12 protein-coding genes are annotated in these 14,621 nt (G+C 59.6%); 2 read left to right on the top strand and 10 right to left on the bottom strand.

Going from position 1 to position 14,621, the window contains the following annotated elements; all coding sequences use genetic code 11:
- Positions 1-3: 3 nt before the first annotated feature.
- The gene (locus EV130_RS15075) at positions 4-654 is read left to right on the top strand and encodes a glutathione S-transferase family protein (protein ID WP_074061540.1); all 651 of its coding nucleotides are present in this window, start codon (positions 4-6) and stop codon (positions 652-654) included.
- A 223-nt stretch (positions 655-877) separates the two neighbouring features.
- Here EV130_RS15075 and EV130_RS15070 read toward each other — a convergent pair whose 3' ends face one another.
- The 10 genes from EV130_RS15070 to EV130_RS15025 form a co-directional block, all read right to left on the bottom strand.
- Positions 878-1,390, bottom strand: coding sequence for a GNAT family N-acetyltransferase (locus EV130_RS15070; RefSeq protein ID WP_132660702.1), 513 nt, complete (start codon positions 1,388-1,390; stop codon positions 878-880).
- A 2-nt stretch (positions 1,391-1,392) separates the two neighbouring features.
- Positions 1,393-3,006 carry a glycoside hydrolase family 43 protein gene (locus EV130_RS15065; protein ID WP_132660700.1) on the bottom strand — a complete coding sequence of 538 codons (1,614 nt, stop codon included), beginning with the start codon at positions 3,004-3,006 and terminating at the stop codon, positions 1,393-1,395.
- A 92-nt stretch (positions 3,007-3,098) separates the two neighbouring features.
- Positions 3,099-4,130, bottom strand: a complete 1,032-nt coding sequence (mgrA, locus tag EV130_RS15060; RefSeq protein WP_074061543.1) for an L-glyceraldehyde 3-phosphate reductase — start codon at positions 4,128-4,130, stop codon at positions 3,099-3,101.
- Between the two features lie 68 nt (positions 4,131-4,198).
- Positions 4,199-5,332 (bottom strand): Gfo/Idh/MocA family protein, encoded by a 1,134-nt coding sequence (locus tag EV130_RS15055; protein ID WP_132550245.1) that lies wholly within the window; start codon positions 5,330-5,332, stop codon positions 4,199-4,201.
- An 8-nt stretch (positions 5,333-5,340) separates the two neighbouring features.
- The gene (locus tag EV130_RS15050) at positions 5,341-6,102 is read right to left on the bottom strand and encodes a sugar phosphate isomerase/epimerase family protein (protein WP_074061545.1); all 762 of its coding nucleotides are present in this window, start codon (positions 6,100-6,102) and stop codon (positions 5,341-5,343) included.
- Positions 6,103-6,137: 35 nt separating this feature from the next.
- Positions 6,138-8,597, bottom strand: a complete 2,460-nt coding sequence (locus EV130_RS15045; RefSeq protein ID WP_132660698.1) for a beta-mannosidase — start codon at positions 8,595-8,597, stop codon at positions 6,138-6,140.
- Between the two features lie 207 nt (positions 8,598-8,804).
- Complete coding sequence (locus EV130_RS15040; RefSeq protein WP_074061547.1) at positions 8,805-9,890, bottom strand: ABC transporter ATP-binding protein; 1,086 nt, start codon at positions 9,888-9,890, stop codon at positions 8,805-8,807.
- Positions 9,891-9,892: 2 nt separating this feature from the next.
- Entirely contained in the window at positions 9,893-10,810 is a 918-nt protein-coding gene (locus EV130_RS15035; protein WP_132660696.1) for a carbohydrate ABC transporter permease, read from the bottom strand.
- 12 nt (positions 10,811-10,822) lie between these two features.
- Positions 10,823-11,713 carry a carbohydrate ABC transporter permease gene (locus EV130_RS15030; protein WP_074061549.1) on the bottom strand — a complete coding sequence of 297 codons (891 nt, stop codon included), beginning with the start codon at positions 11,711-11,713 and terminating at the stop codon, positions 10,823-10,825.
- Positions 11,714-11,810: 97 nt separating this feature from the next.
- Entirely contained in the window at positions 11,811-13,049 is a 1,239-nt protein-coding gene (locus tag EV130_RS15025; RefSeq protein ID WP_132660694.1) for an ABC transporter substrate-binding protein, read from the bottom strand.
- 457 nt (positions 13,050-13,506) lie between these two features.
- Here EV130_RS15025 and EV130_RS15020 point away from each other — a divergent pair, with 457 nt between their 5' ends.
- Positions 13,507-14,547 (top strand): LacI family transcriptional regulator, encoded by a 1,041-nt coding sequence (locus tag EV130_RS15020; protein WP_074061551.1) that lies wholly within the window; start codon positions 13,507-13,509, stop codon positions 14,545-14,547.
- The last annotated feature ends 74 nt before the right edge of the window (positions 14,548-14,621 follow it).

Here is a 14,621-nt window from a genome sequence, read left to right as displayed (position 1 = left end):
GCGATGACTATTACGATTACGGCCTTTGAACGGTCGCCCGATAGAGGCAAGGGACTGGCGCGCGACATGCGCGTTCGCTGGGCGCTCGAAGAAGTTGGCGAGCCTTACGAAGTTCGCCTGCTTTCGTTTAAAGCGTTGAAGAAACCCGCGCATCTCGCGCTACATCCTTTCGGGCAGATCCCGACCTATGAAGAAGGCGATCTCGCCCTGTTCGAGTCGGGGGCAATCGTGTTCCATATCGCGGAGTGCCATGCAGGTTTGCTGCCAGACGATGCGAATGCCCGGGCACGGGCGATCACATGGATGTTCGCGGCGCTCAATACGGTCGAAACGCCGATCTTCGACCGCGCCCTCTCCAAGATTCTCGAGCGCGACGAGCCTTGGTACGAGCAACGTCTGCGTGTGCTCGAAGACAGCATTCGGAAGCGGCTGGGCGGCCTTTCCAGTCGTCTTGGCGATGCCGCCTGGCTGGACGGCGAGTTCAGCGCCGGTGACCTTCTGATGGTGTCGGTGCTGCTCAGGTTGAAAGGATCCGGTATACTGGAGGAATATCCGAACCTTTTCGCCTATGTCGCCCGCGGTGAAGCGCGGCCCGCATACAAGCGTGCTTTCGCCGCTCAGTTGGCGGTCTTCACTGCCGCATCGACCGGCTGACAAAGATCGGCTCCCAGGCAATCATGCGTCGTTCGCTCAGCCATGGGTCCTCATGCCAAAGCAATCGGCGTAATCAGGAAGGAAACGGAAAGCAGAGTTGTGAATATCTTCTTCATCGGGTGAACCTCATGTTTGCACGCCGAAGCTAATTTCACGAAGGTGAACCAAAGCTGAAGATAAAATTAAACTTTTCTAATAGAAACCGCCACTTGCAAGATTATTCTTATATATTAGTTTCGCTTTTTGAGAAGATCAAAGCCATGTTGACGACGTCGATATAGCGGCCGTCGATCCGAACGGCGTCCTTGCTCACGCCCTCGCTGACGAAGCCAGCCTTCTCGTAAAGACGGATTGCGCGGGCGTTGTCGGCATGGACGCTGAGCTCCACCCGTATGATGTTGTATTCCCTTGCCTGCTTGAGCGTTGTCTCCATGAGGCGCGAGCCGATGCCCTGTCCGCGATGGGCAGAGATGATGCCCATGCCGAGCGATCCCCGGTGGGCATGCGACGGAAAGGAATGTCGCCGGATATCGCACCACCCCACGACTTCACCGTCCCTCACGGCGACAAATTGCGGATGCTTGTTCTCGATCATGTCGAGCACGAATTCCCGTGTGCCTTCGAGCGGAGGAGCCTCAAGGAAGGTGAGATACCTTCGCTCACGCGAAACAACGTCGAGAGCCTGGTGATAGCTCTCGATGTGTCGCACGGCGATCGGTTCGATCACGATAGCCATTTTCAAAGCTCTTCATAACTGAACCAGTCGAAATCGGCTGTCTTGGCGCGGCCCGATGTGTCGAAGGCGAAGACGCCGGCGAAGGCACCGGTGAAGGAGCCGTGCTCTCCGCGGCCACCCTCGTCGGAGACGACGCCGGCATCGAGAACCGCGCCGATCGGCTGCCAGGCGCCCTTTCCTTCCGTCTGCCAGAAGAACTGCAGGTCGTTGTCGCGGATTTCCATGGAAAGCTGCACGCGGCCTTCCGCTGGAAGGGCGACGCCGCTGCCAGCCGGAAAGCTCAGTCGACCGTTTGGATAATCCCCGTTGCAGGAAAGGATGGTGACGCAGCGGCCGAGTTTCTCGTGCAGCGTCACGCCTATGGCATGCAACTTGTGGCGATTGTAGTAATGCGTCAGGCCGGCGACCTGCTGGTAGGTGTCCGGGTCGAACTCCACAACAGTCTCGGCGCGGAAACTGTGATGCTCCTGGCGGCGGGCGACGAGCGCCTGCTCGAACCATGAGCCGATGCTTTCGCGGGCGATGAGGCGCAGATGGCCGGGGCGCGCCGTGAGATCGAAGATGCGCTGCGGCTTCGGCGTGCGCAGCCACTGGAAATCCGCAGGTAACGTGCCGCCATCGAAACTGTATTCGGTGCGAATGGGTTTTTCGGTGCTAACTGCACCCTTGGGACCCGGAACTTCGACATCGGGCACCGTCGTGCCGTTTTCGAGGTAGAGCCAGTCGTCCGCCTTCCACACGCATTTCTGGAGACTGGTTTCGCGGCCAAGCGTGCAGCGGCGCTTCGGCGGGAGCGGCCGCCCGCAGAGATGGGTGTGATAGACTTGCCCATCGGGCGTCTCGACATACTGCCCGTGCCCTGCCCGCTGCAGAACGGCTTCCGGATTGTCCTTGGAAGTGATGAGATGGATATTCGGATGCATCTCGTAGGAACCGGCAATGTTGCGCGAACGCGCCATGGTGACCGCATGATCATAGCCCGTGCCGCCTTCGGCGGTCGTTAGATAATAGTAGCCGTTGCGCTTGAAGAGATGCGGGCCCTCGACGAGGCCGAGCGGGCTGCCGGCGAAAATGTTTCTGATCGGACCCTTCAGCGCCTTCGTCACCGGATCCCATTCCTGCAGCAGGATGCCATCGAAGGCTGGATGCTTGGGCGCACCGCCATAGCTTTCCGTGCGGTGGTTCCACTGCATGTTGAGAAACCACTTGCGGCCATCGTCGTCATGGAAGAGCGAGGGGTCGAAACCGGAGGAGTTGACGTAGACCGGATCAGACCAGCGGGCCTCGATTGTCGGCGAGGTGACAATGTAGTTGTGCGCGTCCTTGAAGTTGCCGTCGAAGCGCTTGACGTCTGTATACACCAGCCAGAACTGCCCATCGGCATAGGAAAGACACGGCGCCCATACGCCGCAGCTATCAGGATTGCCGCGCATGTCGAGCTGCGATTGGCGCTCCAGCGGACGGCGCACCAGTGTCCAGTTCACCAGATCGCGCGAATGATGGATCTGCACGCCCGGATACCATTCGAAGGTCGATGTCGCGATGTAATAATCGTCGCCGACGCGGCAGATAGACGGATCGGGATTGAAGCCCGGCAGAACGGGGTTGCGGATCATAACGGCTGCTCCTCCGGATAGCCGCAGACTGCGGCACGTACATCAGACTGAATGAGAAACGCCCCGGCAGTTATGGCCGGGCGTTCTTGCGCTTATTCTCGCTCTGCCGATTTCGCCCAGAGATTGACGTCGGCCCCACGGGCATAGACGTCGATCTCTTTCAGCTCATCCGCCGTAAACTCAAGATTGTCGAGCGCCTTGACGCAATCGACGATCTGCGATGAGCGGCTGGCGCCGATCAGCGCCGACGTCACCCGGCCGCCGCGCAATACCCATGCGATAGCCATCTGCGCTAGCGTCTGTCCGCGGCGTTCGGCGATGCTATTCAGCTTGCGGATGTTTTCGACGATCGACGGGCGGATGAAATCCCGCTTCAGAAAGTGGTTTAGCGCCGCACGGCTGTCTTCCGGGATGCCGGCGAGATACTTGGTCGTCAACATGCCCTGCGCCAGCGGTGAAAAGACGATCGATCCCATACCGACCTTGTCCAGCGTGTCGAGCAGCTTGTCGTCCTCAACCCAGCGGTTGAGCATGGAATAGCTTGGCTGGTGGATGAGGCACGGCGTACCGAGATCCTTGAGGATCGCGGCTGCCTCCTGGGTGCGCTGGGAATTGTAAGAGGAGATGCCGACATAGAGCGCCCGGCCGGAGCGCACGATATAGTCGAGCGCGCCGCACGTCTCTTCGAGAGGCGTATCCGGATCGAACCGGTGAGAATAGAAGATATCGACGTAGTTGAGGCCCATCCGCTTCAGGCTCTGGTCGCAGGAAGCGATCAGATACTTGCGGCTACCCCACTCGCCATAAGGACCCGGCCACATATCGTAGCCTGCCTTCGACGAGACGATGAGTTCGTCCCGCAGGCCTGCGAATTCGGTGCGAAGGATTTCGCCGAAGGCGGTTTCGGCCGAACCTGGAGGCGGGCCGTAATTATTTGCAAGGTCGAAGTGAGTGATGCCGAGATCGAAGGCAGTGCGGCACATGTCGATCTTGCGATCATGCGGCGTGTCACCGCCGAAATTGTGCCAGAGACCGAGGGAGACGGCAGGAAGCCTCAGGCCGGAGTGGCCCGTGCGGTTGTACTTCATCTTCGAATAGCGGTCGGAAGCCGGTTGCCAGCTCATCGTACTGATCCTTTGGAAGAGTGCGCGCGGGCGGGAAAAGCCCGCGCGAAAAATATCCCTTTGGAGGCCTACTTCAAGAGTGCCTGAGCCTCTTCGATGCCAAGCGCGGCGGGCTGTGTGCAGGTCGTCGTGAGTTCCACGAACCTCCCCTCCTCGCCCGATTTCAGGATCGAAGTCATGACGTCGACGCCATGCAGCGTGCGCTCCAGAGAGCAGCGGGCATCGCGGCCTTCGATCAGCGCCGCGACCATATCGGCAAGACCTGCCGTGCGGTAGTTGGCGCGCGGGCCCTGCGGGCTGTCCTGGTTGAACTTGCCGAAGGGATGTTCCCACGCTTCAAGCGGCTTGATGTCCTTGTCGCGGCCGCTGGCCTCGACGACGCCGCCGAAGAAATTCGGGTCCGGCACGAAAAGGGTGCCATCGGTGCCGTAGAGCTCCATGTTGGCATGGCGGTGCGACCAGACATCCCAGCTCGCCGTCAACGTCACCGTCGCACCGCTGACGAATTCAAGCAGTGCCTGGACCGTCGTCGGCGTCTTGACCGGAATCGTCTCGCCGTGGCGTGGCTGGCTGGTGATTGTGCGTGTCTCCGAAGCCATCGAGGTGATCGCGCCGACGCGCTTGACCGGGCCGATGAAATTGATGAGGTTGGCGATGTAGTACGGTCCCATGTCGAGGATGGGACCCCCGCCCGGCAGGAAGAAGAAGTCCGGGTTCGGATGCCACATCTCCATGCCCGGCCCCATGACATAGCAGGCGCCGGAGGTGATGCGCCCGATGCCGCCCTCGTCCACATATTTGCGGGCAAGCTGGTGCGCACCGCCGAGAAAGGTGTCCGGCGCGCAGCCGACGGAGAGCTTCTTCTCCTTGGCGATGCGCCGCAGATCCTCGCCCTGTTCCAGCGTCAGCACGAGCGGCTTTTCGGAGAAGACGTGCTTGCCAGCCTCCAGCGCCGCCTTCGAGACCGGATAATGCGCGTCAGGGATGGTGAGGTTCACAACGACGTCGATCTCCTCATTGGCAAGAAGCTGCTCGATGGTCTGCGCGGTAACGCCGAATTCCTTGGCGCGAAGCTCGGCTGCCTGCACATTGATGTCGGCGCAGGCCAGGATTTTCAGGCCCTTGAAGAGGGGCGCGAGCGAAAGGTAAGTGGTGGAGATGTTGCCGCATCCGATGATGCCGACGCCAAGTTCCTTGGTCATGGTCTGCCTCAGTAGGTCTTGAAGGATGCGATCGAGCGGGTGATCAGGCGATCGATGTCGCGCGGATTGTCGTGCTCGACGACGAAGTGCTTGACCCTGGTGCCCTCGAGCGCCGCGATCAGCTTCGGCCAGGCAAGCGTGCCGTGACCCACGTCGGCCCAGCCGTCCTCGTCCTTGTTCTCGCCGGCCGGCGCGATGTCCTTGACGTGTACGGCAGTGATGCGCGAGCCGAGCTTGTCGATCCAGGCGAACGGGTCGGCTCCACCGCGGACGACCCAGGCGATATCGGCTTCCCACGAAATGTCGGGCGCACCTTCGAAGATGCGCTCGATCGGCAGCGAGCCGTCGGCAAGCTTCACGAATTCGAAGTCGTGATTGTGCCAGCCGAATTCGTAGCCGGCGTCCTTATAGGGCTTGGCCATTTCCTGCAGGCGCTTGCCAAACGCAAGCCAGCCGGCGCCGTCCGCCGGACGCTGGTCGGCGGCAAGGTGCGGCGCGTAGATCGAATCCATGCCGAGCGTCTTTGCGATGTTCAGCGATTTCTCGACTTCGCCGTCAAGGAAATCCGGGCTGAAATGGCCCGTTGCCATCGTGAGGCCGTTCTTGTCGAGATCGGCGCGCAGGCCCTTCAAATCAGCGTCGTCGAGGTCGGCGTAGATACCGCCGAAGCCTTCGACCTCCGAATAACCGGCCCTGCCGAGCTTTTCGAAGATTGCCGAATAGGGCTGGAAATTGCGGGCGCTATAAAGCTGGAAACTCAGTTTCGTCATCACTTTCTCCTCGGGCCTCGTGCCCTTTCTCAAAATCAATCTGCCGACTGGCAGGAATGCAGGTCGTAGAATCGGAACTCCGGAAGCTCGCCGTCTTGGAGCGGCTTTGCCGGGGTGAAGAGGATGCGCCGGGTTTCGCCAGCTGCCAGATCGAAGACATTGTCGCAGTATTTGCCGTCGGTCTCGGTCTCGATCATCACGAACAGCGCCAGTCCCCTGGCGGTGACATTGAGGCAAACCGAGCCATCTTCCTCAGCATATTCGCGGGTCACCTGGAGACCGGCAGGCTCCAATTCGAGTGCCTTGTAGGTGCCGTGGGCGTAGTGCCCCTCACCGCCCATGCCGTTTGACGCCGTGAAGCGCCAGGCAAGCAGCGTACCCTCGGGGATATCCGAGACATCGATCGCCGTTGCCGTCACGGCAGCCTCCGGCGTGCAGACCGCTTGGGCGTCCTTCAGGTGCTTGCGCTCGCCCTTCATCGTCACAACGGAAATCGAAAGATCGGCGCTGACCTGCGAAAGCGTGTCGTTGACCAGCGAGAAACGGATCGTTTTGCCGTCCTCCGACGGAATGGCGGCCACGGCGATCGGCTGGAAGAAGCGCTTGACGAGATAGTGCATCGCCTTCCAGCGCCCGCCGTAGTCGAGGCTCGACCAGGACGCGACCGGCCAGGTGTCGTTGAGCTGCCAGTAGATCGTGCCCATGCAATGGGGCTTGAGCGACCGCCAGTATTCCACCGCCGTCTTGATCGCCAGTCCCTGCTGGATCTGGCTGAGATAAACGAAATTCGCAAAGTCCTTGGGGAAGCGAAAGTAGCGGAACATCGTGCCCGCGATTCGCTCATTGCCGCCGGCATTCTTCTGATGCAACTCCATCACCGGCGACGCGACGTTCATGTCCTTGTGGTCGGCATAGGTCTTGATGACCGGCATAGAGGTATAGGACTGGAAACCGAATTCGGAGCAGAAACGCGGCCGCACCGAGCGATAATTGTCGAACGACTTGTTTTCGTGCCAGACCGACCAGTAGTGCATGTCGCCGGAGCCATCGGCGTGCCAGGCGTCACCGAAATCAAGATAGCCGGAGGACGGGCTCGACGGCCACCAGATCGCACCTGGAGCCGCCTTCTTCATCGCCTGCTCGATCGTGCGGTTCAGTCGATCATAGGAGACGAGATAGCGGTCGCGGTCTCTCTTCGGCTCGTCGAACCAGGTGAGCGCACCGACCAGTTCGTTGTCGCCGCACCAGAGTGCGATCGAAGGATGCGAGGCGAGCCGCTTGACCTGGTAGTCGACTTCGAGCGCGACATTGTCGAGGAAGTCTTCTGTCGAGGGGTAGAGGTTGCAGGCAAACATGAAATCCTGCCAGACCATGAGGCCGAGCCGGTCGCACAGGTCATAGAACCAGTCGTGCTCGTAAAAGCCCCCACCCCACACGCGGATCATGTTCATGTTCGCAGCTTTTGCCGACTGCAACAGGTCCTCCGTCTTCTCTTCCGACGACAGCGAAAACAGTGCATCCGCCGGAATCCAGTTCGCACCGCGGCAGAAGATTTCGCGGTCGTTGACCCTGAAAGCGAAGCGGCTTCCGGCCGCATCCGGCGTGGTAACGAGTTCGACGGTACGAAGGCCGATCTGCTTTGTCACCACTTCGGACGGCAAATCGACGGTCAGCGCATAAAGCGCCTGCTCGCCGCTGCCGGAGGGCCACCAGAGGCGCGGTTTCTCGACATAAAAGATATGATTGACCACCGTCTCGCCGGCATTGACACCGACATCCAGTCGAACACGCTCACCGTCGAGCGCGAAATGCATCGGCACGATGCCCGGCTCCTTCGCAAAGAGCGTTGCTGTAACCTGCAGTTCGACGCTGCCGTTAAGGCTATGCCCCTGGCGCGTCGTGACGTGCTCGATGCGCGCAGTCTCGAGCTTCTTCAATGCGATCTTGCCGTAAAGCCCGAGCGGTGCGATCGCGATGTTCCAGTCCCAGCCGAAATGGCATTGCGGCTTGCGCAGCATATTGCCGTTGGCGATCGGCGAGTTGCCCTGGTGATAGGGTACGTAGAAAGGCTGCCTGCCCTGCCGCTCTGCGCCCGCGGCAATGCTCGAATGCAGCACGACGCGAATCGTGTTTTCGCCTGCCTTCAGCATGCTCGAAACGTCTGGCCGGTAGCGGCGAAAGCAATTGTCGGCCGAGAGCACTGCGAACCCGTTGACGAAGACCGTGGCAACGGTATCGAGGTAATCGATGTCGAGATACCAGTCGCCTTCGGCATCCTCGAGCTGGAAGGCTCGCTCGAGCACCCAATCTCGATGCGCGACCCACTGCACCTGCTCTTCATTGCGGCCGAAATACGGATCCGCAATGAGCCTTGCAGCGTGAAGCGCCGTATGGACGTCGCCCGGAAGCGTGATCGATGTGGTGACATCGCCTTCAGCGGAGGCAAGTCGCCAGGAGCCGGAAAGATCGATGGACGAAGTGTTGGACGTGGTCATTTTCTGATCTCGAACATTGGAACGAGGAATGCCCTCGCTCGCCCAGGAGCACTTTCTGCCCCTCACCCTATCCCTCACCCCACCCGCGAGAAGAGGAAGTTTGCCGAGCGCAGCGTTGCGATCGGGAAGGCGCTGCGGCTGTCTGTGGGCAGAAGGAGCCGACAGGCATGAGGGTACCTCCCTCGCCCACCTTACGCTCGCCGTCTCCTAAATTCTCTCCTCCGTCGCAGCATCGAAGAGCGATGCCAGCGACATGTCGAAGCTGAGCTTCACCGGTGTTCCCACCTTGAATCGACGCGCGCCGTTGATGCGCACCGACATCGTGTGGCCGGCGTGCTTCAGCCAGAGGAGGTTGTCGGCCCCCATCGGCTCCTCGATGTCGACGGTCGCATCATGCACTTCGGGGCCGAGATTTTCATCGACCTTGATGTGCTCCGGGCGCACGCCGAGCACCACCTTGCGGCCCGACTGCAACGGTTGAGCCGCGTCATAGCCTTCGAGCGAGAAGCTGACGCCGTTTGATCTGAAGACCGTCTTGTCGCTGTTCTTGGTCAATTCGCCGTGCAGGAAGTTCATCGATGGCGAGCCGATGAAGCCAGCGACAAAGAGATTGCGCGGCCTGTTGTAGATGGTCGTCGGATCGTCGAGCTGCTGAATGATGCCGCTTTTCATGATCGCGATGCGGTCTGCCAGCGTCAGCGCCTCGATCTGATCGTGGGTGACGTAGATCATCGTGTTTTTCAGCGACTGGTGCAGGCGCTTGATCTCCACACGCAGTTCCGAACGCAGCTTGGCATCGAGATTGGACAGCGGCTCGTCGAACAGGAACACATCGACATCACGCACGAGGGCGCGGCCGATTGCCACGCGCTGGCGCTGGCCCCCGGACAGTTCGGCGGGCCTGCGCTTCAAGAGCGGCTGGATCTGCAGGATCTCGGAGGCGCGCGCCACGCGCTTGTCGATCTCGGCCTGCGGCACCTTTGCAACCCGAAGTCCGAAGGACAGGTTCTTTTCGACGCTCATCTGCGGATAGAGCGCATAGGACTGGAACACCATACCGATGCCGCGATCCTTGGGCTCTTCCCAGGTAACGTTCTTGCCCTTGATGAAGATCTGTCCCGCGGATGCATCAAGCAACCCGGCGATGCAGTTGAGCAGCGTGGACTTGCCGCAGCCGGACGAGCCGAGCAGGACCAGGAATTCGCCGTCGTTAATGTCGAGGTTCAGATCCTTGAGGACGCTGACGGCGCCGAAATTCAGCGACAGATCCTTGATGGAAACGCTTGTGTTCATGATCAACCTTTCACTGCGCCAGCGGCGATACCGCGGACGAAGAGACGTCCGGACACGAAATAGACGATAAGCGGCACCGCGCCGGTGAGTAGCGTTGCAGCCATGTTGACGTTGTATTCCTTCACGCCCTGGACGGCGTTGACGATGTTGTTGAGCTGTACCGTCATCGGGAAATTCTGGTTGCCGGCAAAGATCACGCCGAACAGGAAGTCGTTCCAGATGCCCGTGATCTGGATGATCATCGAAACGACGAAGATCGGCAGCGACATCGGCAGCATGATGCGGAAGAACACCTGCCAGAACCCTGCCCCATCCACACGCGCAGCCTTGAAGAGTTCGGGGGGCAGCGATGCGAAATAATTTCGAAAAAGCAGCGTGTTGATCGGCATGCCGAAGATCGTGTGAACCAGGACGACGGCCCAGATCGTCGAGAAGATGCCGAGCTCGCGCATGATGATGACGAGCGGATAGAGCATGACCTGATAGGGTACGAAAGCGCCGAAAAGCAGGATCGTAAAGAAGACTTCCGAACCTTTGAAACGCCAGTAGGACAGGCCGTAGCCATTCACCGAGGCAATCGCCACGGAAATAATGACGCTCGGAATGGTGATCTTGACCGATTTCCAGAAGCCGACGCTGATGCCGGAGCAATCAAGGCCCGTACAGGCCTGACTCCATGCCTTGACCCAGGGCTCGAAGGTGATCTGCACCGGCGGAGCGAAGATGTTGCCCATGCGGATTTCTGTCATGTCCTTGAGGGAGGTCACGACCATCACGTAGAGCGGTAGGAGATAATAAAGCGCGGCGACAGTAAGGATGCTGTAGAGGATTATGGTCGAAGGCGCGAACATGCGACGAGGTCTTGCGCCTGCCGGCTCGACGACGCCGGCGATGTTGTTGGTGGTGGTGGCTATGGCCATGATCGTGCTCCCTCAGGATCGCTTCTGGCGGAACTCGGCGAGAGCCCACGGAACCAGGATGATGAAGACGGTGACGAGCATCACAGTCGAAGCCGCGAGGCCCTGCCCGAGATTGGCGCGCTCGAACATGAACGAATAGACGTATTTGGCAGGCACTTCCGAAGCAAATCCGGGTCCGCCCTGCGTCATCGCGACGACTAGGTCATAGACGCGCACGATGCCGGAAGCGACGATCACCAGCGTGGTGACGAAGACGCCGCGCATCATCGGAATGATGATGAACAGGTATGTGCGCCACGCCGGAATGCCGTCGACGCGCGCCGCCTTCCAGATTTCGGAATCGATGCCGCGCAGACCGGCAAGCATCAACACCATGACCAGCCCCGTCCCCTGCCACAGGCCGGCGATGACGAGCGCATAGATGACGGTGTTCTTGTCGCCGAGCAGCGCGAGGCTGCCTCCCGGAAGGCCGAGATCGTTCAAAACCTTCGGCACGCCGAGGCCGGGGTCGAGAATCCACTGCCAGACGAGCCCCGTCACGATGAACGACAAGGCGAACGGGTAGAGAAAGATCGTGCGGAAGGTGTTCTCGAACCTGATCTTCTGGTCGATGAGAACAGCCAGCACGAAGCCGATGATGAAGACGAATGTCAGGACGCAGACGCCGTAGGTGGCAAGATTGAGAAGCGACTGGTTCCACCGTGAATTACCGAAGAGCCGGCTGTACTGATCAAAGCCCACGAAATCGCTCGTCGGCAGCAGCCGCGATGACGTGAACGAGTAGAATACGGTCCAGAGCGTGCAACCGATGAAAATCACGATGACGGTCAGCATCATAGGGATTGCTGCGACCTTCGCATTGAGGTTGCGCAATAGGCCAAACGGCCGGCCGGCATGAGCCATCAATACCTCCTGTTGGCGGTCAGGAGCGCGACCAGACTGGATAGCTGTCCGCTCGCGCGCCCATAAAACCGTCTCAAGTACGAGAGCCTCTGTGGCCTTACTGGGCCTGCGAGATGATGTCGGCCTGACGATCGATCGCATCGTCCACAGACATCTTGGAGCTGAAGAATTCGAGCGCGAGATCCTGCAGCTGACCCTGAGTATCGGAATCGAGCATCTGCTCGGTCGAAGGCAGAACGTTGTTAAGGTCCGACAGGATTTCGATTCCCTTCTTCATGCAGGCGTTTGCGGCTTCGAGATCGACGTCGCCGCGAACCGGAAGCGAACCCTTGACCAGATTGAACTTGACCTGAACTTCCTTGGAAAGAAGCATCTTGGCGAGTTCAAGCTGCGCCTTGGTAATTTCTGGATTGCTGTTCTTCGGGAAATAGAAGGCGTCGCCGCCCGTATCGAGCTGCGCATTGAAGCCGAGACCCGGCAGGCAATCGTAGTCGACGCCGGCGACCTTCTTCGCGACGGCGAATTCACCCTGCGCCCAGTCGCCCATGATTTGAGCGGCAGCCTTGCCCTCGATCACCATGTTGGTGGCAACGTTCCAGTCGCGGCCGGAGTAAGCCGGATCGACCATGTCGCGGGCCTGGGCGAATGCGGTCCAGACCTTCTTGTTCTGATCGCTGCGAACGGCCTCTTCGCTCTTCTTGTCGTTGATCTGCAAGTAGAGGTCTTTGCCGCCAATGCCGGCCTGCATGACGTTGCGGATGCCTTCGACCTGCCACGGGGCGCCGGTGGCGAGCGGCGTGATGCCCTTTTCCTTCAGCTTCGGAGCATTGGCTGCGAGCTCGTCCCAATTTTTTGGAACAGCCATGCCATTGTCTTCGAAGACGTGGCGGTTGAGCCACATCCACTGCCAGGAGTGGATGTTGATCGGCACGCAATAAATCTTGCCTTCATAGACGCAGGCGTCGAGCAGCTTGGCCGGACGGATGATATCTTTCCAATGCTCCTGCTCGGCAAGTGGCGTCAGATCCGTCATCAGGCCTGCCTTGATGAGCTCCTCAGCGTCGCGGCCGGTGTTCATCTGGGTAGCGCCCATCGGGTTGCCGCCGAGAATTCGGCTAATGATGATCGGGTTGGCGGTGGTGCCGGAGCCGGCAATAGCGCCATCGACCCACTTGTTGTTGCCACTCGCATTGAAGCTGTCGGCAAGGACCTTGACCGCAGCGGCTTCGCCGCCGGATGTCCACCAATGGGTGACCTCGAGATCAGTCGCGTTGGCCGCGCCAAGCGGCAGCACGACAGAAGCAGCAAGCACAGCCGCCATCGAACGAAAATTCATGAGTTCTCCTCCCTCACTGAAACGTTGCCGGAAAAACTTAGTGCAATCGACATTTTGGCGCAACAGCCCGCCGTCAAATTTCTATGCAAAACTCGCCATTGCTATCCATGCCTGTTCTTGTTCCACACTTTCGCGAGATGTGGCGTTGCGCTGAGAATTCAATATTTCGTGACAAATATCATCCGAACGCACTGATATTAGACATTATTTTTCAACTATGCCGACGCCACCCCAGGAAACGGGATTTGCAAGTGAAAAGGGTCAGAGCTTGAAATCGCGAGTCAACCCAGGCGTCCAGTGAGATTGTAGCCGGGATAAAAAGTGCTCGACATTTGAACTGTATCGTTACAGATTTAACAACTTCGAGGAGGATTACTTTTCAGCGGCGAATATGCTTACGGCTTGGCAGAAAACATTCTATAAGCGGACCGAAATCGCGCGAAGGTGACATAAAGGGATGGAAAACAAGGGAAATTCGGGGGGAGCGGCAGCAGCCATCCAGCGCGAACGGCCGACACTGAAGACAATCGCCTTCATGACGGGCTTGGGCATCACCACGGTTTCGCGCGCACTCAAGGATGCACCGGATATCGGCGCGGAGACCAAGGAGCGCGTGCGTATGGTCGCCCGCCAGCTCGGCTACCAGCCAAATCGCGCCGGCGTACGCCTCAGGACCGGCAAGACCAATGTCATTGCGCTCGTCCTTTCCATCGATGAAGAAATCATGGGCTTCTCGAGCCAGATGGTCTTCGGCATTTCCGAAGTGCTGACCGGCACGCCCTACCACATCGTCGTGACACCGCACTCGCACAGCAAGGACCCGATGCTGCCGGTGCGCTACATCCTGGACACCGGCTCTGCAGACGGCGTCATTATTTCGCGCATCGAGCCCGACGATCCGCGCGTGCGACTGCTCGCTGAGCAGAACATGCCCTTCGCCACGCATGGCCGGACCGATGCGGGACTGGTTCATCCCTACCACGATTTCGACAACGAATCCTTCGCGCACGAGGCGGTCAAGAGACTCGTCGAGCGCGGCCGCAGGCGCATCGCCCTGCTTCAGCCGGCAAGCAAGCTCACTTACTATGCCCATACGAGGATCGGCTTCCAAACCGGCCTTCACGATTATGGCGCCGAGGAAGTCCCGCTGCGCGTCAACACCGATACGCCGCTGGAGGAGGTCAAGACCGCGGTCGAAGCGATGATGCGCGTGCCGAATGCACCCGACGGCATCGTCTGTTCGGCAGGAAGTGCCGCTATTGCCGTCAATGCCGGCATCGAGGCGACAAGCAAGCGCGTCGGCTACGATGTCGACATGGTTTCCAAACAGTCCGCGCCGATTCTAAACTGGATCAGGCCGGAAATCATCACGGCCAACGAGGATGTTCGCCACGCCGGCCGCGAACTGGCCAAGGCCGTCATCGCCCGCATCGATGGCATTGAGCCGGAACTGCTGCAGAGCATCAGCAAGCCGGTCTGGCCGGACGATCGAAGATAGGAGCCGGTGCGCGGGCCACTGATCCTGCATCGATCTGCTCACAATAAAAAAGCCCGTTCGAAATCGGGCTTTTG

Source organism: Rhizobium azibense, assembly GCF_004342325.1.
Taxonomy (GTDB): Bacteria; Pseudomonadota; Alphaproteobacteria; order Rhizobiales; family Rhizobiaceae; genus Rhizobium; species Rhizobium etli_B.
The sequence above is the reverse complement of the archived record's forward strand: the minus strand, read 5'-3'. Positions and strand labels throughout refer to the sequence as shown.